The following is a 22,024-nucleotide window of genomic DNA, read 5'->3' as shown; positions in this document are numbered from 1 at the left end:
CGGTTATATTTAAACTATATATTTTTATTTGAACCAATTAACCGAGGTCTTTTAAAGTTTTTCTTTTAGATATTTAGCGGTAAAAGATTTTTTGTTTTTAATCACTTCTTCTGGGGTGCCTTCTGCGAGTAAATTACCCCCATTTTCACCACCTTCTGGACCTAAATCAATTAAATAATCAGCACATTTTATTAAATCTATATTGTGCTCTATTACTATTATGGAATGTCCTTTATCTATAAGTTCATCAAAAGATTTCAATAATTTTTTAATATCATGAAAATGTAAACCAGTAGTAGGTTCATCAAATATAAAAAGTGCCTTATCCTTAGTTGCTCCTTTTACTAAAAACGAAGCCAATTTTATGCGCTGTGCCTCACCGCCAGATAGGGTAGAAGAGCTTTGCCCTAAAGTAACATAGCCTAAACCTACATCTTGCAATGGTTTTAATCGTTGTACTATTTTCTTTTGTTCGTGTTGTTTAAAATGGTCAATAGCATCGTCTATAGTTAGGTTTAGAATATCGTTAATATTCTTTCCTTCAAATTGAACTTCTAAGACTTCTCTCTTAAAACGTTGACCATTACATACATCACATTCTAAGTGTACATCTGCCATAAACTGCATTTCTACAGTTATTTCTCCTTCCCCCTTACATTTTTCACACCTGCCACCATCTACATTAAAAGAAAAGTGTTTGGCTTGGTAACCTCTTAATTTACTAAGCTTTTGCGATGCAAATAAAGACCTAATTTCATCATACGCTTTTATATAGGTAACAGGATTAGAACGGGAGGATCTGCCAATGGGGTTCTGATCAACGAATTCTACATGCTTAATCTGAGAAAATTTACCTTCAACATCAGAAAATTGCCCTGCTTTTTCTCCGTATCCACCCGTAGCTTTAAGCATACAAGGATATAAAATTTTCTTTACCAAGGTGCTTTTTCCACTACCAGATACTCCGGTTACCACAGTGAGTTGGTTTAAGGGGAAGGTTACATCTATATTTTTTAAGTTGTTTTCTCTTGCGCCTATAATCTTAATGTAGTTTTTGGAATGTCTACGCTCTTTTGGTACGGCAATTTCCATGGAACCATTAAGATATTTAGCAGTTAGCGATTCTGCAGTAAGTATGGTATTAAAATCCCCTGTAGCAACCACTTTACCACCAAGTGTACCTGCTTCTGGCCCAATATCTATAATTTCATCTGCGGCTTTCATTATATCCTCATCATGCTCAACAACAATTACGGTGTTACCTAAGTCGCGTAATGACTTTAGTACATCAATTAAATTTTCTGTATCCTTTGGGTGTAAGCCAATACTAGGTTCATCTAAAATATACATGGAACCTACTAAGCTACTCCCTAAGCTAGTTGCCAAATTAATTCGCTGGCTTTCGCCACCAGATAGGGTATTGGATTTTCGGTTTAGGGTTAGATAACTTAGACCTACCTTTTCTAAAAACTCCAGTCTAGTGGTAATTTCTTTAAGTAAACGTTTGGCAATAACAGTATCATGCTCATTAAGCTGTAATGAATTAAAGAATCGCGCTAGATTTTTAATGGGTAATTCTATTAAATCAGAAATAGAATTACCATTTATTTTTACATAATCTGCTTCTGGACGTAATCGTTTTCCGTTGCAGACTTTACATTTTGTTTTACCTCTGTATCTAGACAGCATTACCCGGTTTTGTATCTTATAGCTCTTTTCTTCTAATTGTTCAAAAAACTTATGAATGCCAATAAAGTGCTGATTACCTTCCCATACCAATTGTTTTTGCTTTTCGGTAAGTTCAAACCAGGGTTTATGTATGGGGAAATCAAATTTGTATGCACTGTTTACTAATTGTTCCAGGTACCAGCTCATACTTTCTCCACGCCATGGAAATACTGCCTCTTCATAAATTGATAGTGCTGTATTAGGAATTACCAAATCGAGGTCTATACCAATTACATCACCGTAACCTTCGCATTTTGGACAAGCGCCATAGGGATTATTAAAACTAAAAAGATGCACATTAGGCTCTAAAAATTTTAAACCGTCTAATTCAAATTTATTACTAAACGTTCTTTTTGTATCCGCTAATAATTCTTCAATTGCACATTCACCTTTGCCTTCAAAAAAGGCATTATCTACGGCATTACCTAACCGATTTAGAAAATCTTCATCTTCATTTTTAACTATTATCCGGTCTACCACCAGTTCAAAATTGCGCTCCATATTCTCTGGCGCTTGGTCTATACGCAACACTTCTCCTTTATACTTTATCCGCGCATACCCTTGTTTAGAGAATAATTCTAATGATTTGTAAACATCACGGTCTTCCTTAATATGTATGGGAGCTAGTAAAAGTAGTTTGGTACCTTCTTCAAAAGTCTTTACATAATCTACAACATCAGATACGGTTTCTTTTTTTACTTCGTTACCAGATATAGGAGATATGGTTTTACCAATACGCGCAAATAATAGTTTAAGGTAATCGTAAATTTCTGTGGTTGTGCCAACGGTAGACCTAGGATTGGTAGAATTCACTTTTTGCTCTATAGCAATTGCAGGGGCTATACCTTTTATATAGTCTACTTTGGGTTTATCTAGTTTACCCAAGAATTGTCTTGCGTAAGAAGAAAGACTTTCCACGTAACGGCGCTGACCTTCTGCAAAAAGAGTATCAAATGCCAGAGAAGACTTGCCAGAACCAGACAAACCAGTAATCACAACCAGTTTATTACGGGGTATAACAACATCTATATCTTTAAGATTGTGCAATTTGGCACCTTTTATGATGATATTCTGCTTTGGATCTACAGCTGAAAGTGAAGTCATTTTCGTCTTAATTAAAGAATAAAGATACTATTGAATGCAGTTTATACCAATATTATTAACTTTGACATCACAAATACCGCAAATCACAACATAGTTTTTTGGCAGGTATACTGAATATCTATATTTGATGTGTAATTAAATCTCTGATAGGCCTATACAGTAAATAATTACTTTTTTAATTAATAACCCAATAACACAAAGACTTTGTTCCCAAAGGAGCGTGGTCTGTTATAACCAAAAAAGTAATTTGTATGGAACTGCAAATAGATGACTCAGTATTAGTAAAAAACTATATTAACGGTGACGAGAAAGCCCTTGAATTGTTGATTAATAGACACAATCAAAAAATTTCTAGCTTTATCTATTCTAAAGTTTTAGATAAAGACATTACAGAAGATATTTTCCAAGACACATTTATTAAAGTAATTAAGACTCTTAAAAGAGGGTCTTATAGCGAAGAAGGTAAATTTTTGCCTTGGGTAATGCGTATAGCACATAATTTAATTATTGATCACTTCCGTAAAAACAAAAGAATGCCAAAGTTTGAAGGTAGTGATGACTTTAACATTTTCTCTGTTATCCATGATGATAAATTGAATGCAGAGAAACAAATGATTAAAGATCAAATTGACACAGATTTATCTAGTTTAATAGATGAATTACCGGATGACCAACGAGAAGTGTTGATTATGCGCATCTACAAAGACATGAGTTTTAAAGAAATCTCTGAAAATACAGGGGTAAGTATAAACACGGCTTTAGGTAGAATGCGTTATGCATTAATTAACCTTAGAAAGATAGTAGAACGCAATAATATCGTTTTAACGAATTAATTGGTCATAGGTCGAAGCCTGCAATAAATCCGTTTTACTGGCGTTATACTATTGAATTTAAACGCTAGGATATGGAAAAAATTTACTCTGAAGAACCTACGGTTTGCAGAATTGCTAAGGCTAGACCAGAAACCGTTAAATTTTTATTAGGATACTCTAAATCCTTAAATGTTATCAATTACAATAACATGCAGTTCGACAATGTTCTTAACTAGGACATTAACCATACAATATTAAAAAGACCGCTATTTGGCGGTCTTTTTCTTTTTATAATAGTCATTTAAAACTGTTTTTCTGCCAATAGTCTTGGTAATGATATCTTTTTCTAAATTCCAACCCCTGGCTTGAGAGTATTCTCTACCGTACCAAATTATTTGTAAATGAAGTCTATTCCATTCTTCTCTAGGAAATAACCTTTTAGCGTCTTTCTCTGATTGCACCACATTTTTACCGTTAGAAAACCCCCATCTATATAACAATCTATGTATGTGTGTATCTACGGGAAAAGCGGGTATTCCAAAGGCTTGTGATACCACTACGCTAGCGGTTTTATGTCCAACGGCAGGTAATTCTTCTAGCAGTTCTATTTCTTTTGGTACTTCTCCATTGTATTTATCAATTAAAATCTGAGACAAACCGTGTATACCTTTAGATTTCATAGGGGATAGCCCAACTGGTCTAATAATATCTCTAATTTCTTCTACGGATAGCTTTACCATATCAAAAGGATTGTCTGCCCTAGCAAAGAGTAACGGGGTTATTTGATTTACTCGTACATCTGTACTTTGGGCAGATAATAGCACGGCAACGAGCAAGGTGTAGGGGTCTTTATGGTCTAAAGGAACAGGTATTGTAGGATAAAGTTCATTCAACTTGTCCAAAACAAATTGAACTTTCTCTTTTTTGGTCATTAATGTTTAATTTTGAAGAAAAAGTAGTTAACAAAATTTAATGCTATGAATATGTTACAAGCAGGTGATAAAGTACCTGAATTTTCTGCAAAAGACCAAGATGGCAACACAATTTCCTTATCAGATTATAAAGGTAAAAAGTTAGTTGTCTTTTTTTATCCTAAGGCAAGTACACCAGGCTGTACTGCGGAAGCCTGTAATTTAAGAGACAATTATAAAGAATTACAAGCGCAAGGGTATGATTTACTTGGAGTTAGTGCAGATTCTGAAAAACGTCAAGCCAATTTTAAGAATAAATACGAATTTCCTTTTCCGTTATTGGCAGATGAAGATAAGACTGTAATAAACGCATTTGGAGTTTGGGGGCCAAAAAAGTTTATGGGTAAAGAATATGATGGTATCCATAGAACAACTTTTATTGTAAATGAAGAAGGCGTTGTTAAAGAGGTAATTACAAAGGTCAAAACAAAAGACCACGCTGCTCAGATTTTAGCATAAAAAAAGCCCTCCATTGAGGGCTTTTTTTTTATTTTTCTTCTTTTGCTAAAGGTAATTCTTTACGAACAAAAAGATTTTTTTCTTTTATTATCTCAGCAATTCCTTCGGGTAGCATCTCTTCCCAACCTTCTTCTCCTTCAATAATTCTGCGTAACACATCTCTAGAGAATACATGTAAAATATCTGGGTCATAATCAATAATGTCCATAACCTTACCATTGTATTTAAAGAATTTGTACAATTCCTTCATTCTAGGGTGTACCCTTACATTGTTACTTGTTAATATCTGACCAGTTTCTGGGTCTTTCATAGGATACAAGTATACTTTTAAATCTTTAAAGAAAAGTTTGCCAAAGGCTTCAAGAATGCCACCACTTAAATGACGGTAATATTTTTCATCAAAAACGTCTACCATGTTATTGACACCCATGGTTAAACCAATCTTATTTTTGGTGTAATTATTAAAATACTCTACAAGTTTGTAGTATTCCTGGAATTTAGAAATCATTACAGTATGGCCTAGTGAGCATAGGAGTTCTGCTCGATCCATAAAATCCTGCTCATCTATCTCTCCAGAAGCTTTTAAGTTAGATAGCGTTATTTCAAAAATAACTATGGTATTGTCAAAATCTACGGTCTGTTCTCGTATAAATATGTCGTAAGATTTCTTAAACATATCCATATTAACCTTAGTCACTGGTCTAAAACTACCACGTAATGCTAGAATGTTTTTCTTATATAATACTGCTGCGGGTAATAAGTTGTGCCCATCAGGACCAAACATTACTGCATCTGTCATGTTGTTCTTAATAAGTTGTAAACTCATTAAGCGGTTGTCTACATGGCTAAAACTAGGCCCCGTAAAATTAATCATATCAATTTCTAGGGTGTCCTTATCTATATGATCATATAGGTATTTTAAAATTTTCTTGGGCTTATCAAACTTGTAAAAGGCGCCATATATTAAGTTAACTCCTAGAATACCTAGTGTTTCTTGTTGTAAACGGGCTTCATTTTGTTTAAAGCGAATATGTAAGATAATTTCATCATATTCCTTTTGGTTTGGATCTAGTTGAAAACGTAGTCCAACCCAACCATGGCCTTTGTATCGCTTAGAAAAATCTATGGTTGCAACAGTGTTGGCGTATGTAAAAAACAAGTAGTTAGGATTGTCTTCTCTAGAAATACGTTCTTCTACTAAATCCATTTCATAAGACAACATTTTACGTAATCTAGATTGTGTTACGTAACGGCCATCGTCCTCAATGCCATAAATAGCATCACTAAAAGCTTTATCATAAGCACTCATTGCTTTTGCAATAGTACCAGAAGCACCACCAGCCCTAAAAAAATGTCTTGCGGTTTCTTGTCCGGCCCCTATTTCTGCAAAAGTTCCGTAGATATCCCTATTTAGGTTAATACGCAAGGTCTTTGCTTTTATAGAGGGTATATTCTCAAATTCATTCTCTGTATGAGGAGCAATGGGCATAACAACTATTTTATTGGATCAAAGTTAATAAGTTATATAAACCTTTTAAACAATTATGTTATAATTTTGAAAACAATGAACCAAGGTTTACAAGTTACATTTTTAGGCACCGGTACTTCACAAGGTATTCCCATAATAGGTAGCACGCATCCTGTTTGCTTAAGTACGGACCCAAAGGATAAACGTTTAAGAGTCTCAGTTCTTATATCTTGGGAAGGATATAATTATATTATTGATTGTGGTCCTGATTTTAGGCAACAGTTATTGGCAAACCCAATTTCTAAATTAGATGGTATTCTATTTACGCATGAGCATTCTGACCATACGGCTGGTTTAGACGATATAAGGCCATTTTTTTTTAGACAAGGTGATATCCCTATTTATGCAGATGAACGTGTGATAGCTTCTTTACGTAGACGTTTTGATTATATTTTTGCTGATGAAGATAGATATCCTGGCGCTCCTGCAGTACAGATACATCAGATTGATAAAAATACTGAGTTAGATTTACACGGTTTGGCAGTAATACCGATTGAAGCTTTCCATAATAGATTGCCAGTATTGGGGTTCAGATTTAAAGATTTTGCTTATTTGACGGATGTGAAAAGGGTAGAGGCACCAGAAATAAAAAAATTGAAAGGCCTACAAGTACTAGTAGTAAATGCTCTAAGAGAAGAACAACACTATTCTCACTTTAATTTAGAGGAAGCCATTGCTTTTGCTAAACAAGTTGGAGCAAAAACTACCTATTTTACGCATATTAGTCACCTGTTGGGTTTTCATAAAGAGGTAGAAGCCAAACTGCCAGAGGGTATACATTTAGCCTACGATAATTTAAAAATTACCATTTAGAATGAAAAAGAATATATTCCTTTATCTGTTTGTGTTTGCTAGTTTAATAGCACTATACGCAATAGTCAACGGCAATAAAAAATCTAAGGCTAACGAAGCAGAAATAGCAGATTTAAAAACAGAAGTACAGCAATTAAAAGACTCCGTAGAAGCCGGTAAGATAAGGCAATTAGAAATGCAGTATTTTTCATTAGAGAACAATGATGATGCTTTAGCTTATTATGACCATCTTAATTTAGAAAACCCAGCCAACTATATAGCAGATAAGTTGTTAGAAACAAATGAAAAAAAAGGAGACAATCCGTTGATACCTTATGAGGGAATGGATAGTGATTTTAAAATAAATAAAATTAAAGTCATGAACCACCGCTGGATAGTTACCGATTTTAGTGACGGTAAATATTGGGGTGATTTAATTCTGAAATATGAGCTTAAAGATGATTTAAGTGTTGATTTTACGTTAGTAGACCATCTTTTGTATACCCGCAGTAACTAATTATTTTCTAACCAATTTTTGAAAGAATAGAAGTTCTGTGGAGCAACACCGTGCCCTACCGGAAACTCTTCGTATTTATGTTTAATACCCAATTCTTGTAGTAAAATAGGAGCTTTTTGGGCCCATTCTACAGGAATAACTTGGTCTACTGATCCGTGAGAAGCGTAAAACGCCAATTGGGTAAAGTCGTTTTTTTGGTAGTCTTTTTTTAGAATGGCTTCATTAATATACCCACTTAATGCAATAACTCGTTTTACTTTTTCTGGATAGGAGAGTGCTACGGCATAACTTAAAATTGTTCCTTGGCTAAAACCTAGCAACGTTACCCGTTCTTTATCTAGGTGATAAGCTTCACAAGCCTCATCTATAAAAGCAGCAATTTTATCTCTAGATTCAATAGCTTGTGCGTCATCACTCCATTTACCATGCTCTGCATCAAAATTGATAGCGTACCACGCATGGCCAAAAGGCTCTAGATTATAAGGAGCACGTACAGCTACTACAAATAAGTTCTCTGGTAATTCTGGAGCAAAAGAAAATAAATCCTCTTCATTACTACCATAACCGTGGAACATAAATAACACAGCTGGTTTTTCACCAGTATTTTTAGCATTAGGTTGTATTAAGTGCTCTAGGGATAAAGATTGGGTTGTCATTTGTATTTTAATTTATAAATGTAAACCACTTTTGAAAAAGTGGACCTAAAAAGGGTAGTGGTTTTGTAGATAAATTTAAAGCTTGTACAAATCCGAAAATCCACATAGCCATATACAGCAAATAAAGCACGGTTGTAGCAGAGGCTACAGCTATACCCGCATAAGTTGCTACAATAGCCATAGCGTGAAAAAGGATATGAATGCCAAAAGCTTGCCTGATATGAAAGCGAGCAAATGTATTTTTAGGCTCTAAATTCATGGTAATTGCGATAAGGCATCCTACTAATGTTAAATAAGCTACTATGGCTGTCGTTTTTCCTTTCTGTGCTTCTTCTGTCTGCATTATTTAACAAGCAATTTGTTATTGTTAATACTACCGTATACTTTGCCTTTTAGTACCTCACCCAAATAGGCGCAATTTTTAGAGGTAGATAGTAGGTTTTTTGAAGTAAAAGTGTATTCTTCCTCAGGATTAAAAAGCGATAGGTTAGCTTCTGCCCCAACTTCTAGTTTAGGTTCTTCTATGCCATACCTATCTCTACCCTTGGTTAAAAGTGCAACACTTTTCTCTATGCCAAAAAGAGAATTTGCAACACCAAATGCCGCCTCTAAGCCTATACTGCCATACGCAGCATTATCAAACTCTATACGTTTTTGCTCAATGTCTATAGGTGTGTGATCTGTAGTAATAAAATCTATGGTGCCATTTTCTACAGCTTTTTGTAAGGCGTTGCGGTCTTTAGCGGTACGCAAGGGAGGACTCAATTTAAAATGCGTATCAAAATCCGTTAGTTTATCATCTGTAAACCACAAGTTTTGTAAAGCAACACTACAACTTATATTTAAGCCTTTTTTCTTAGCATCAGCGACTAATTTTACCGCGCCAGCAGAAGATATTGTAGGTATGTGTAATTTACCTCCTGTATAAGTCAATAAAAAAATATCTCTTGCTATTTGCAATTCTTCTGCCAATGCAGGTATGCCTTTGAGACCTAGAGTTGTAGAAACAACACCTTCATTCACTACACCTTTACCTTTAATACTTTTATCTAAAGGATGGGAATATAACAAGCCCTCAAAATTTTGAGTGTATAACAATCCTATTTTAAGTAAGTTAGCATTGCTAATAGGGCGCTTATAATCGAAAAAACCAACAGCCCCTGTATTGTACATATCGTACAATTCTGCCATATCTTTACCTTCTGCATCCACCGTAAAATTACCAAGCGGATACAAATCTGTAAGATGTCCTTTTCCTCGTTCTTTTAAGAAAACAATAGTACTACTCGTATTTGGTGTAGGATTACCATTAGGGTTAACTACTACAGAAGTAAATCCACTAAGTGCTGCAACTCGTAATCCATTACTTATAGTTTCTCTTTCTTCATAACCTGGCTCACCGAACGCCACACTAGAATCAAACCAACCTAAACTAACATGCAAGTTGTCTAGTACTAGGTTTTTGACTTCATTATTTTCAATAGTAGGTTCAATAGCTGAAATCTTTCCATTTTTAATAAGAATATCCCGTGTTTTTAAGTGGTATTCTTTAGCGTTTGGAGCAACTATCTTGGCCGATTTTAAGAGTACGTTCATTTAATGAATTTTTGGATAAGAATTTCCAGTAGGGCAAAGACCAGCGCAAAAATAACAAACCATTTCCAATAAGATACTATGTTGCGGTCCTGTTCTAAATTGTAAAATAAGTTGGGTATACTTTCTGCAATAGAAAAGGCTTTAAAATTAGAAACATCCGTATAATTTAATTTGCTTTCCTGTCTAGCGTAATTAAAACTTAGTAACCCTATGTCTTCTTCTTCCTTTTTAATTGTATAAGTACCACTTTCCTCTGGACCATTTTTAAAATCTAGGGAAGTAAAATTGGCGTAAACTTGTTGTAGAGGAATAAATTCTGCTTCACTTTTTTGCAGACTAAGAATACTATTTTCTTCTAGTGTATACGGCACATCTAATTTAGCGTTAGTGCCTATCTTAAAATATAACGGAGGGAGTTTAAAGCTTTGCAATCCCATATTGTAAAGTGAGGGCACAATTAAGGGAGAGTTGGTGAAATTATTGTTTATTGGCTCAAAACTAGCCGTGAAAATATATAATTGTGGTTGTGTTAGTAAAAAAGGCTTTCCATTATTAAGCTTAAGAGCAGCACTACCGCTGCCTTTAATATCTATATATGTCTGTAAGGTTGGTGCATCAAAATTAGAGACGTTTCTACTAAAAACATTTTTGTAAATAGGATGCTCAAAAACAATGGTATTTATTTGCTGTTCAGAATTAATGATTCCAGAAACGCTTAAATTCCCCAGCGAGCTAAGTAATCTATTATAACTAGATATGTTTGGCGTAACCGATGGAATTAAAACTATGCTGCCACCGTTATCCTTAAATGATTTTAAAGCGATGATTAGATTGTCTGGAAATTGCTCTAAATTGTTAAGAATGATGAGATGTTGCTCTGCTATGGCACTATAATTTGCTTGTGCTAAAGACTGCTTATTAAAATCAAATTCATCATTGGTATAAATACGATTAAGGAAATTACCAGTCCCTTCCGATAAGGCAAGAACTTTAATTTTTTGGCCTGCATTAATTGAAAAGTAAAATTGATTATCGTATTGAAGTCCATTATCATCCAAAACTAGCTTACCGCTAATAGCGTCTTTTTCTGTTAATGTTATAGTAGTTTCTGCAATTCCATCTCGAACGCCAGAAATTGCAGTTTTTGCAATTAGTTTATCCTTATTATATAAAGAAACCGGTACATTTTCATTCTCTGGAATTCCACTTGCCAAAATTTTTAAATCCTTTTGACCAGCGTTATCTACTAAATAAAGAGAATCTAAACTATAATTAGTAGTGTATTCTGGGCGTAAAGGCACCAAATAAGTTTCAACATTAGGTATGCTATCGTTATTCCATTTCAATCGATTTTGAAAATCAGAAAAAACCAACAATTGTTTTAAGGTAGTTTTAGATGTAGTAAAAAGCGAGTTTGCCTTTATCTTAATTTCATTTTTAGTGAGTTGTTTAGCCGTATGGGAGAGCTGTAGTAATTGATTTTCCACAGCATCTAACCGTACATTTTTGTAGGTATCTGTATTTGTAAAAAGGCTAAAGCTAGCCTTGTCTGGTAAATTTTGTATAAATCCTTGCACTGCCTTTTCTAGTAAAGATATGTTACCGTCTTTGGCTTGCATGCTAAAACTATTATCTATGTATACCACAATTTCTTGTGTGGTCATAGCCTTTTTACTAGCTAAAAAGGGTTGTGCAAAAGCAATTACAAGGCAACCTAACAAAAGTAGTCTGGTTACTAATAAAAGCCATTTTTTAAGAAGGTTACTTTTTCTAGAATTGGCTTGTACTTTTTGCAACATTGCTACATTGGTAAAAGCTGTTTTTTTAAACTTACGTAGTTGAAAAAGGTGAATAAGGATAGGAATAATGAGTAGGAGTAAGCCCCAAAGAAGTTCTGGATATTTAAACTGCATTCCTAGTTTTAATTATCAAAGATACGCTTTTGGTATTAGCAGAAAAAGAAATAATCTAATGCCTGTTTTTGATTTTGTTGACTTAGGAATTTTCTAATTTCTTCTTGTGCTTTTTCGTTCGCAACGGTAATAATACTTTGGGGTTCCTTTAAAGATTCAATTAAAGAAAAATGTTGTAATTCCGTACCATAAATATGTTTACCAATTTTATTTGGGTTGTCACAGACCCAAATAAATGGAATATTTTTTTTGGTTAGCTTTTTTGCTATGGTTTTACCCTTATAGCCAGCACCCCAGATTACCAACGGTTTTTTAGTGTTGTATTCTAATTTTAGAAAGTAATGAAGTTTAATCTCTAAAAAATAGTTTTGCGCGTAATGTTCGTGCGTTCTAGAGGTTCTAGTCCCATAATCGCGCCACAGATGCAATACCTGTTTGCAAGGTATAACTTCAAGATGGTTAGCGTAAAACCTAAAAGTTAAGTCATAATCTTCTGGATATCTAGTAGGGTTAAATGCATCGCACTTTTCAAAATCTGATTTGTGAACCATCCAACAAGGAGAAGGAATCACACATTCCTTATAGATTTCTGTATAGTTAGTCCCTTTTGCGGTCAGTTGGTTTAACCAACGCTCATACCGTGCATAACCATCGCTAATACCTTCTTCAGAAAAATATTTAACTTGCCCTACCGCTACGTGTCCGTGTCCATGTAACCTTAAAGATTGTACCATAACCTCTAAACGGTGCGGCACCATAATATCATCAGAATCCATCCGAGTAATAAATTGGCCCTTTGCATGTCGGTAGCCTGTTTGTAGTGCAGGTATAATACCATTACCTGTATTTAAGATGTAATGAATGTTAGGATGCAGTTTAGCGTATCCTTCAACTATATCCTTGCTATTATCAGTAGAACTATCATCAACCGCTAGTATTTCCCAATCTTTATAAGTTTGCTTTAAAATGGATTCTAAACAGGCGTTTAAATAGGCTTGCGTGTTTTTGAACGGAATAAGTATGCTAATCATCGACACTAAATATACCATTTATCGAATACATTGATTGAAATGTAGTCCAATTCATACTTTTGATGCTTCAAAAAATCCACCAATGAATAGAAATTACCGTTTACGTTCCGTATTAATTATTATAAGTTTCGTTTTTTTCTTCTCTTGTGAGAAAGAGGAGGTATCAACCACATCAGAAACTAGAGTAGTTGATGTAACGTTTTCAGAATCTGACTTGTCTGCCGCTGAATTAAAGCAATTGCTGGTAGAGGAAGATAGCTTGTTATTATTAACAGATACAGCCAAAATCATGGATGTTTCTGGGATGGAAGTTGTAAAAACTAATCCTAAAAAAGTTTTTGCCCACTACATGCCTTGGTTTCAGAGTAAACCAGTGGATGGTTACTGGGGAAATCACTGGACCATGGCTAATATGAATCCTGATAATATTGATGAATACGGAAAGCGTGAAATTGCTTCGTTTTATTATCCATTAATAGGACCTTATTCTTCGGTTGACCCAGATTTACAAGAATATCATTTTTTAATGATGAAATTAGCGGGTATTGATGGAGTTATATTTGACTGGTATGGGAGTAGAGATTTTTACGATTATCAGGTAATTAAAGAGGCTACAGAGTCTTTTATGTGGCGATTAGAGGATTTGGGATTAGATTTTTCTGTAATGTACGAGGATAGGACTGCTGTACAAGCTGTGGAATTAGGTCTTGCACCTAACAAAATTGAAGCTGCTAAACATGATTTTAACTACATTAAGGATACTTATTTTGCGAGTCCAAGGTATATGAAATGGCGTAATAAACCTTTTCTCTTTGTTTTTGGACCACACCATATACAAGAACCAGAAGCTTGGGACGAAATATTTAGTGTTTTTTCTCCTGCCAACAAACCTAATTATTTAAGCATTTGGGGAACTGCAGCCAATTGGGTGGGCGAGAGTGCCAGCGGTGAATTTACGTGGGTAGACCGTACGCATTTAGAGGCTCACGAACATTATTATTGGTATTATCCTCAATTTAATAAAATGACAGTGGGTAGTGCTTACCCTGGGTTTATTAATTATAGCGAAGAAGGTGGTTGGGGCTTACAACACGATTGGCAAATACCGCATAACGCTGGAGATACCTTTGTGGAGACCTTAAATTATACTCATCATAAAGATGCCGATTTTATACAATTAATAACTTGGAATGATTTTGGAGAAGGTACCATGATAGAACCCACAGAAGAATTCGGATTTCTATATTTACAATTATTACAACAATATACTGGGGTTTCTTACACGCCAGAAGACCTGCAAACTGCCTTAGAATTATATCAATTACGTAAGGCTCTAGCGTCAAATGAAACCACGGCAAAAACTACGGCAATAAAGGATAATGATGGGCCTAAAAAATATTTAGACCGTGCGTATTTCTACATGAAAAAAGGAAAAACTAAACGCGCCAAAGCTTTATTAAAGGCCGTACGTTTATATCATCTAGAAAACAATTAAAGCTGTTGGTTTAAGCAATTGGTAACAAGTTTTTCTAACTTTTTATAGCCCTCTTTGGTAAGGTGTACTTCATCATAAGAAAGTTCTTTGGGGAGTCCGTTTCTTTCATCTGCCAAAGGGGTAAAATAGTCTAAGTATACGGCTCCCGTATTGTTGCAAACTTCTTGGAGCAGCAAATTTAGCTTAGGTATTTTAATATTAGGTTGCAGACCTGGTCTCCAAGGATAATCATATGCTGGAAGTACAGAACATACAATGGGTGTTATATCATTTCGCTGAGCCATTTCTACCATAGATAACATGTTATCTCTAATCTGCTCCAAGGTCATAGGTCCTGTATTACCCGCAATATCATTAGTGCCCGCTAAAATCACCACTGCTTTTGGTTGTAGTGCAATAACATCTTGTCTAAAACGCAATACCATTTGGGGTGTGGTTTGTCCACTAATACCACGATTAGCATAGTTATTATTAGCAAAAAAGTCTGGATTTACGTTGGCCCAGCCTTCTGTAATACTATTGCCCATGAAAACCACAGACACGTTTTCTGCTTCCGCATTGGCTTTTTGGTATTTAGCAAGATTAGGCCAATCTTGTTCTTGTGCTTTACTGTTTTGTGATATTCCTAGAAATGAAAGCATGATAATTAAAAACGTTTTGGTCAATTTCATAGGTTGTGCAGTTTAAGCACTTAAGATAAAACAATTAATTAGACCATTACCATTTGTTGTAAAATTGCAGCGGTATACGTATACGATTTTTTTCTTGCCTCATGGTCGTAAATATTGGTGGTAACAATCAATTCTTTAATTTTAGTTTTCTCAATAAACACTTGTAATTGTTCTCTAATGGTGCTAGGAGACCCAATAAATGTATAATGCATCATATTTTTAATAATCATTTCTTGCTCTAACGTCCATAGCTTATCCATACTTTTTACAGGCGGTGGCAAAGGTCTTCTAACATTGGTTATAATCCCCATAGCAAATTGATAAAAACTGGTAGCTAAATAGTGTGCTTCTTCATCCGTGTCCGCGGCAATCACATTAACACACGCCATGGCATAAGGTGTACGGCATTGTTTGCTAGATTTAAAGTTTGAAGAATAATCATGTAAGGCAGAAAACAAATGCGTTGGAGCAAAATGGCTAGCAAAAGCATAGGGTAAACCTAGCTCAGCAGCCAAATTAGCAGAAAAGTTGCTGGAGCCTAATAAATAAATGGGAATATTAGCTCCTTCTCCTGGAAGGGCCCGCACTTTACTGCCCCAATTTTCTACAGCTATAAAGTTTTGTAGTTCTACTACCTCTTTAGGAAAATCTTGTACACTTTCATCGCGGCCACGTCTAAGAGCAAAAGCAGTTGCCTGGTCTGTACCTGGTGCTCTACCTAGAGCTAAATCTATTCTGTTTGGATGCAATGCTTCTAAAGTTCCAAATTGTTCTGCAACCACTAAAGGAGCGTGGTTAGGCAACATGATGCCACCAGAACCAATTCTTATCTTTTTTGTTCCATGTGCTAAGTGGCCCAAAACAACAACTGTAGCAGAGCTAGCTAAACTAGGAGTGTTGTGGTGTTCAGACACCCAAAATCTAGTATAACCCAGTTGTTCGGCATGCTGTGCCAAATCCAAACTTTTATCTAATGCTATTTTGGTGGTATCACCCTCAGTTATAGGAACTAAGTCTAATACCGAATATTTTAAAGTTTCCATACGTCAATTACTCCTCTTTCTTTTCTAGTATAATAGTACGGAAAAAGACGTAAAACTTACAGTTTTAAAGGGTATAAACTAAATAGAAAAGCAACAGTCCTAGGGCAATGGGTAGAACAATACTAACCAGATTCCAAAAACGAGCTACACGTCTGTTTTTACTTATAAGCTTTTCTACTTTGGCCATAGCTGCAGGGGAACTTTGAGTAAAATTTAACTCGGTTTTACCGCGCATAGATTTATTTCCATACACATCTTTGTAATCTAAATGTGCTCTAGATTTTAGTTGATTAAGATTAAATTTTACACTTTTTGATGCACTGGAGAAACCCATATTTATAGATTTTAAGATTGATTAATAACCTTTTAAATAACATCAGTGAACCAATAATTTAGGATGTTTAATCATTTGCCAAAGCCGATGCTTCTTAAGTAGGATTACATATTTGTATGTAAAATCATCAATTTGTTACAAAAAACCTATTAATTTTTAAAAATTACTGGTTATTTATTAAAATTGTTTAGAAATTCGTCAAACATGGTAAAGAATTTACCCATATGGCTGCCATCCACTAAAGCATGATGAGTCTGTACACTCAATGGCATTAACATCTTGTCATTTTGTTCAAAAATCTTTCCCCAAGAAATGCGTGGTACAGAATCGTGGGGATGATAGTTCATTGCGTGTTGCATGCTGGTAAAACTAATCCAAGGTATGGCAGACATAAAAAGATAATCATCCCTTCCCACTTCATCTTCAAAAGAAGGATTGGCAATCATTTGTTGTTGAACTTCTTCTGCTCTTTTTAAGAAAGTGGTGTAATCTGGATGATATGCTACTGTACAAAAGCTAAAAACATCTTCATTAGCTACAGGTATTGTATAAGAAGGTTGTACCGTTGGGTGTTCTACAATCTCGTTATCACGTATTCGCCATCTAAACTCTGGTAGTGTATTTGCGGTATGTGAAAGCAAATAAACAATACTTTGATTTAGTGGTAACTTATTTGCTTTAATAATTGATAAAAAATAGGTGACATCCACATTTGCAGTAAGCTGAAAATGTGGATGACTCATTCCATTAAAAAAATCAAAATGTTTTTTTCTATGCGGAGAAGTAAAAGTTATTTTCTTCATTTAATACTTGGCACTAGCACCCTTAGTTGTTGTTTTCTTAATAAAAGCTCGGATATCGTCATTTGCTTTTTTCAAGTCTTCTCTACGCAAGTACATCATATGTCCAGAACGGTATCCTTTAAACTCAAACCGGTCTTTCATTCTACCACTTGGATCTACCTGCCACATAGTGTATTTGGCATTAAAATAAGTAGTAGCCCCATCATAATAGCCAGATTGGACTAAAACATTTAAATAAGGGTTTTGTGCCATAGCTTGGCGCAGATTGTCTCTTGTATTATCATTTTCATTGTTCCAAGGATGTACAGGACCAAACATATTGTATTTTACATCGGTCTTAAAATTTAATTCTTCTTGTAGGTAATAATTGATTGCAGGAGTAAAGCTATGCAGCCAAGAAGTAATTTCTGAGTTGTAGTCCGGACGGTCTCCAAAACGTTTTTTATCAATGCCTAAATATCGGCTATCTAATCTACCAACGGTATATGCTCCTTTGTCTTTTAAAAGATTTTTCCAGAAAAAACCGGTAGGTACGTCAAGATTGTGGTCTAATATGTCTTGTTTGTTTAGGCCTGAATATTCGGCCATTTTGCTGGCAATTGCATTTTTTTCTGTTTTGCTAATAAATCCACCTTTGGCTATTGCGGGTATCAATTCATTGATAGTAAAATCTTCTACGGTGGGTAAAACCTCTAACAAATCTTTAGATTGTAGCGATGATGGCAATACTTTGTGATGCCAGGCTGCAGCAGCAAAGTAGGGCAGGTTTAAAGCCGAAGAAACAGGACCGCCTACGCGAATCACTTTATAATCTGCAGGGGATACCATGATTACCCCATTTAGATACATCCATTGTTGGTTTTGTAAAGCCAAGGAAAGCCCCATAACGCGGGTACCACCGTAACTTTCACCAATAATATATTTTGGAGAACGCCAACGGTTGTTTCTGCTCACAAAAGTATTCATCCATTCTGCCAAATATTTAATATCTGCATTAATGCCAAAAAACTTATCACGGTCTACTTCTTTACCACTTTCTGGAATAGTCCTAGAATAACCCGTATTTACAGGATTTATGTAAACGATGTCTGTAACATCTAGTACAGAATAGGGGTTTTCTTTTACGCCGTAAGGTTGTACGGGGTATCCTTCATCGTCTATCTTTAATATTCTAGGTCCTGTATAAGCCAAATGCATCCATACAGAACCAGATCCGGGACCACCATTAAACGAAAAAAGTAATGGTCTATTTGTATTGTCTTTTACACCATTTTTTGTGTAGTAGGTATAATGTACAGCAGCAATGGGTTTACCGTTTTCATCCCAAACGGGTTGTGTTCCAGTTGTTGCGGTATAATTTAAGGGAGTTCCATTTATGGTTACAGAATGTTGGGTAGTCACAGAAGTGTCTATGGGTATAGTGCGTTGTTGCCCTAAACACAATGTAGTTACTATTAGGGTTACTGGGAATAGAAGTTTTTTTATCATTTTTTGGGTCTAATTAGTTACTTCCGAAAATAATCAATTTTTAAACGAATTGAGTTTAAACCTATAGCGCGATTCTCTTTACCTTTAGAGAAAACACTAAAAGCTTATGAAAAAGTTGTCTAGGCGTAACTTCAGCTCTAAAATGGCAATTGGTGCTGGTGGAACTTTACTCGCCGCCAACCTGCCTTTGGGATTAACGCAACTAAAAATGGATAAAAAGAAATTAGGTGTAGCCTTGGTAGGGTTAGGTAATTATAGCACAGACCAATTGGCACCTGCTTTGCAGGATACTAAAAATTGTTACCTAGCTGGTATAGTTACGGGAACACCCCAAAAAGAAGATGTGTGGGCTAAAAAATACAATCTTCCTAAGGGTAATATTTATAACTACGAAAATTTTGACTCTATTAAAGACAATGACGAAATAGATGTAGTGTATGTAGTGCTGCCCAACGCTATGCATGCCGATTTTTGTATACGCGCGGCAAAGGCAGGTAAACACGTTATTTGTGAAAAACTTATGGCGGTTTCTGTAGCTGAATGTGACCAAATTATTGCGGCCTGTAAAGAGGCTAGCGTAAAATTGGGAGTCGGCTATAGGTTGCATTCAGAACCCTATACCCAACAAGTAAAGGAGTTTGTGAAAAAGAAAACCTATGGCGATGTAACCTTTGTTTCTGCGGAAGCAGCTTACCGTTCTACGGGTAATCCAAGTCAATGGCGATTAAATAAAGAATTGTCTGGTGGTGGCGCGTTACTAAATATGGGTGTTTACGCTATACAAAGTGCTATTTACGGAACAGGTGAGAACCCCATTTCTGTTTCTGCTCAAGAATTCTCTACACGACCAGAATATTTTAAGAATACGGATGAGACTATTACAGCTCAATTGAATTTCTCCAGTGGAGCGATAGCCAACATTACCACTTCTCATAATTTTAGTGCCAACAGCATGTATGTATCAGGCACTAATGGATGGTTTAAATTGCAGCCAGCTAACAATTATGGCCCTTTAAGCGGTAGTACTTCTGATGGTAAAAAATTAGATTTTCCGCATGAAAGTCAACAAAAATTACAAATGGACGATTTTGCCGCTCATATTTTATATGGTACTACCAATTTGGCACCTGGAGAAATGGGTAAAAGAGATATGATTATAGTAAGTGCCATTTATGAATCTATTGCTAAAGGAGGTAAAACAATAGCTTTAGATATCCCAGAAAACTATGGTTTTTCAACTTAAAAGCCCCGTTCAGGGGCTTTTAAATTATAAATTGGAGTCCGTTAAGGATTCCATAAAATCCACTAGTGCCTGTTGTTCTTTTATGCTTAATTGCAACGGGTCTGGTGGTAAGGTCTGTAAGGGTAGATTTATACCTATGCCAGCACCGCCACCGCGATTATAAAAATCTACTACTTCTGCTAATTCTGGGTATACTCCGTTGTGCATATAAGGTGCTGTTAAAGCAGCGTTCCTTACCGTTGGTGTTTTAAAAAAGTACTTACGCTCTTCCGTACCAAATAAATGAAAACCACCCAAATCTGCATCTACCACGGCATTAATAGTATCATTTTTTGCTGGGACCCCTAAAAGTTCTACCTCAGTTTCATTGTATGCGGGCGGAATAGTGCCATTAAATACCGGTGGAAAGTGACATGTTGCGCATTTACCTTTCCCCATAAATATGTTGAAACCCAGTTTTTCACTTTCTGTAATCGTATTTTCTAAACCATTTATGTTATTATCGAATTTAGAATTAAATGGAGACAGGCTGCGGATGTACTCAGCCATAGCATTACGAATGGTAAAGTCAGTAACTTTGCCATTATATATACTATCAAATAGTGGTTTATATACCTTGTTTTGCTTTACTTTTTCTAATAAAAAGTCTAAATCTGCATGAAACTCCGTTTGATTAGTTACAACTGCCACAATTTGTCCTTCTAAACTTCCCGCTCTAGTATCATAGAAGAATTTTTGCTGTAAAGCGGCATAGGTGAGGGTAGGGGCATTTCTTTTTTGACCTTTAGAAACTTTTAATCCGTCTGTAAAAGCCTTGTCTTTGTGGTGACATGTAGCACAGCTCATGTTCCCTTTTTTAGACAAATTAGGGTCATTAAATAGTAGTTGACCTAGTTGTACAACGGCATCACCTGTTTTAGGATTTTTTAAATCCGTAAAGTGTTTTGTATTAAACGTGGTATTAGAAAAAACCGAAGTAGCATCATTGTTAATGGCCATGGTAAACGGAAATTTCACCTCCCAATCTACTACTGTTTTGTTAAAAAGTGTTAGCTGTTTGTTGGTGTGATTTTTTATAAAATCGAATCGGTCAAAAGAGACAAATTCTCCTTCATTTAATACTTGTATAGTTTGGTTTACTTCGGTTAACCAAGCCTCATATAGAGCTTTATCTTGGAATTTTGTTTGGGCCGCCATCAAAACATCTTTAAGAGTTTGATACACCGTTGCACTTTCTGAAAGTGAAGCCTCTAGAACAGGAGAATCGTATCCTGTAATTCCAGTTAATGCTACACGCAGCAAGGCATCACGAAGCATCCATAAAATGTGATGGTCTTTTAAGTATGATAAATCTGTATTTTTTTCTAGAAGCTTAAGACGTTGCGTTATAAGATTTGCAGCTCCATGAATGGTCTGTATATCCAATTCATTTGCATAAATGCTTTCTTCTAAAGTTTGGAAACTCTTAGGGTCATTAATACGAATATTAGTTAAATCCTCTTCTTCTATCTTTAAAATATTTGGAGCATTTAAAAAGGTATAATTACTAACATCTTGGAACGCCAATATGGGTTCTACAGCTTTAAAAAGAGAACGCGCTTCTAAGTAGTAGCGTTCAAGGTCTTTGGTGTTTTCTGTATGTTGTATACTATCTACATAAGCAGCACAACGTAGCAAATCGTCCTTGTAAATTTGAGCAATTCGCAAGTTAAACGGTTGTTTTACATTGGTAATTTCTTTGTCTTTACTTGTGTTTTTACAAGAAATAGACACAATAGCAAAGAGGCTTATGCAAGCATAAACCCCTTTGGTAATAGTTCTAAAATGATATTTCATAGTA

21 protein-coding genes are annotated in these 22,024 nt (G+C 35.3%); 7 read left to right on the top strand and 14 right to left on the bottom strand.

Annotated elements, in window-relative coordinates:
- Positions 1-51: 51 nt before the first annotated feature.
- Positions 52-2,832 carry an excinuclease ABC subunit UvrA gene (uvrA, locus tag FBT53_RS04740; protein ID WP_136950014.1) on the bottom strand — a complete coding sequence of 927 codons (2,781 nt, stop codon included), beginning with the start codon at positions 2,830-2,832 and terminating at the stop codon, positions 52-54.
- A gap of 251 nt (positions 2,833-3,083) precedes the next feature.
- On the opposite strand from uvrA, the gene FBT53_RS04735 reads away from it, so the two are divergent.
- Positions 3,084-3,665 (top strand): RNA polymerase sigma factor, encoded by a 582-nt coding sequence (locus FBT53_RS04735; protein WP_136950013.1) that lies wholly within the window; start codon positions 3,084-3,086, stop codon positions 3,663-3,665.
- A 71-nt stretch (positions 3,666-3,736) separates the two neighbouring features.
- On the top strand, positions 3,737-3,880 hold the full coding sequence (locus tag FBT53_RS16040) for a hypothetical protein (RefSeq protein ID WP_167987753.1): 144 nt from the start codon (positions 3,737-3,739) through the stop codon (positions 3,878-3,880).
- 30 nt (positions 3,881-3,910) lie between these two features.
- Here the strand turns inward: FBT53_RS16040 and nth are convergent, their stop codons facing one another.
- Positions 3,911-4,576, bottom strand: a complete 666-nt coding sequence (nth, locus tag FBT53_RS04730) for an endonuclease III (RefSeq protein ID WP_136950012.1) — start codon at positions 4,574-4,576, stop codon at positions 3,911-3,913.
- Between the two features lie 45 nt (positions 4,577-4,621).
- Here nth and bcp point away from each other — a divergent pair, with 45 nt between their 5' ends.
- Positions 4,622-5,074: a thioredoxin-dependent thiol peroxidase gene (gene bcp / locus FBT53_RS04725; RefSeq protein WP_136950011.1), complete on the top strand. Its 453-nt coding sequence runs from the start codon at positions 4,622-4,624 to the stop codon at positions 5,072-5,074.
- A gap of 28 nt (positions 5,075-5,102) precedes the next feature.
- On the opposite strand, the gene FBT53_RS04720 is transcribed toward bcp, so the two are convergent.
- Positions 5,103-6,563 carry a TonB-dependent receptor gene (locus tag FBT53_RS04720; protein ID WP_136950010.1) on the bottom strand — a complete coding sequence of 487 codons (1,461 nt, stop codon included), beginning with the start codon at positions 6,561-6,563 and terminating at the stop codon, positions 5,103-5,105.
- A 75-nt stretch (positions 6,564-6,638) separates the two neighbouring features.
- On the opposite strand from FBT53_RS04720, the gene FBT53_RS04715 reads away from it, so the two are divergent.
- Positions 6,639-7,415: an MBL fold metallo-hydrolase gene (locus FBT53_RS04715; protein ID WP_136950009.1), complete on the top strand. Its 777-nt coding sequence runs from the start codon at positions 6,639-6,641 to the stop codon at positions 7,413-7,415.
- 1 nt (position 7,416) lies between these two features.
- Entirely contained in the window at positions 7,417-7,911 is a 495-nt protein-coding gene (locus FBT53_RS04710) for a hydrolase (RefSeq protein WP_136950008.1), read from the top strand.
- On the opposite strand, the gene FBT53_RS04705 is transcribed toward FBT53_RS04710, so the two are convergent.
- Genes FBT53_RS04705 through FBT53_RS04685 form a run of 5 tightly spaced genes read right to left on the bottom strand, consistent with a single transcriptional unit; the run spans position 7,908 to position 13,107 of the window.
- A complete protein-coding gene (locus FBT53_RS04705; RefSeq protein ID WP_136950007.1) occupies positions 7,908-8,567 on the bottom strand; it encodes an alpha/beta hydrolase in 660 nt (219 codons plus the stop codon). The genes FBT53_RS04710 and FBT53_RS04705 overlap by 4 nt on opposite strands.
- A gap of 7 nt (positions 8,568-8,574) precedes the next feature.
- Positions 8,575-8,910, bottom strand: coding sequence for a hypothetical protein (locus FBT53_RS04700; protein WP_136950006.1), 336 nt, complete (start codon positions 8,908-8,910; stop codon positions 8,575-8,577).
- Positions 8,910-10,163, bottom strand: a complete 1,254-nt coding sequence (locus FBT53_RS04695; protein WP_136950005.1) for a dihydroorotase family protein — start codon at positions 10,161-10,163, stop codon at positions 8,910-8,912. Before FBT53_RS04695 ends, FBT53_RS04700 begins: the two co-directional genes overlap by 1 nt.
- Positions 10,160-12,076 (bottom strand): BatA domain-containing protein, encoded by a 1,917-nt coding sequence (locus FBT53_RS04690; protein ID WP_136950004.1) that lies wholly within the window; start codon positions 12,074-12,076, stop codon positions 10,160-10,162. Before FBT53_RS04690 ends, FBT53_RS04695 begins: the two co-directional genes overlap by 4 nt.
- Before the next feature lie 35 nt (positions 12,077-12,111).
- The gene (locus FBT53_RS04685) at positions 12,112-13,107 is read right to left on the bottom strand and encodes a glycosyltransferase (RefSeq protein ID WP_136950003.1); all 996 of its coding nucleotides are present in this window, start codon (positions 13,105-13,107) and stop codon (positions 12,112-12,114) included.
- 82 nt (positions 13,108-13,189) lie between these two features.
- Between FBT53_RS04685 and FBT53_RS04680 the strand changes: the two genes are divergently transcribed.
- Positions 13,190-14,602 (top strand): glycoside hydrolase family 71/99-like protein, encoded by a 1,413-nt coding sequence (locus FBT53_RS04680; protein ID WP_136950002.1) that lies wholly within the window; start codon positions 13,190-13,192, stop codon positions 14,600-14,602.
- Here the strand turns inward: FBT53_RS04680 and FBT53_RS04675 are convergent.
- The 5 genes from FBT53_RS04675 to FBT53_RS04655 all read right to left on the bottom strand — a co-directional run bounded on the left by FBT53_RS04675 (position 14,599) and on the right by FBT53_RS04655 (position 18,941).
- Positions 14,599-15,273 carry an SGNH/GDSL hydrolase family protein gene (locus FBT53_RS04675; RefSeq protein WP_136950001.1) on the bottom strand — a complete coding sequence of 225 codons (675 nt, stop codon included), beginning with the start codon at positions 15,271-15,273 and terminating at the stop codon, positions 14,599-14,601. The two genes, FBT53_RS04680 and FBT53_RS04675, sit on opposite strands and share 4 nt — an antisense overlap.
- Positions 15,274-15,311: 38 nt before the next feature.
- Positions 15,312-16,316, bottom strand: coding sequence for an LLM class flavin-dependent oxidoreductase (locus FBT53_RS04670; RefSeq protein WP_136950000.1), 1,005 nt, complete (start codon positions 16,314-16,316; stop codon positions 15,312-15,314).
- A 64-nt stretch (positions 16,317-16,380) separates the two neighbouring features.
- On the bottom strand, positions 16,381-16,650 hold the full coding sequence (locus FBT53_RS04665; RefSeq protein WP_136949999.1) for a hypothetical protein: 270 nt from the start codon (positions 16,648-16,650) through the stop codon (positions 16,381-16,383).
- 170 nt (positions 16,651-16,820) lie between these two features.
- On the bottom strand, positions 16,821-17,453 hold the full coding sequence (locus FBT53_RS04660) for a chloramphenicol acetyltransferase (protein WP_136949998.1): 633 nt from the start codon (positions 17,451-17,453) through the stop codon (positions 16,821-16,823).
- On the bottom strand, positions 17,454-18,941 hold the full coding sequence (locus tag FBT53_RS04655; protein WP_136949997.1) for a S10 family peptidase: 1,488 nt from the start codon (positions 18,939-18,941) through the stop codon (positions 17,454-17,456).
- Between the two features lie 106 nt (positions 18,942-19,047).
- On the opposite strand from FBT53_RS04655, the gene FBT53_RS04650 reads away from it, so the two are divergent.
- Entirely contained in the window at positions 19,048-20,184 is a 1,137-nt protein-coding gene (locus FBT53_RS04650) for a Gfo/Idh/MocA family protein (protein WP_136949996.1), read from the top strand.
- A 24-nt stretch (positions 20,185-20,208) separates the two neighbouring features.
- On the opposite strand, the gene FBT53_RS04645 is transcribed toward FBT53_RS04650, so the two are convergent.
- Entirely contained in the window at positions 20,209-22,020 is a 1,812-nt protein-coding gene (locus tag FBT53_RS04645) for a cytochrome-c peroxidase (protein WP_136949995.1), read from the bottom strand.
- Positions 22,021-22,024: the final 4 nt, after the last annotated feature.

The organism is Flavobacterium sp. ASW18X, assembly GCF_005144745.1.
Taxonomy (GTDB): Bacteria; Bacteroidota; Bacteroidia; order Flavobacteriales; family Flavobacteriaceae; genus Croceivirga.
Note: the sequence above shows the minus strand (reverse complement) of the source record. Positions and strands in the feature narration are given on the sequence as shown.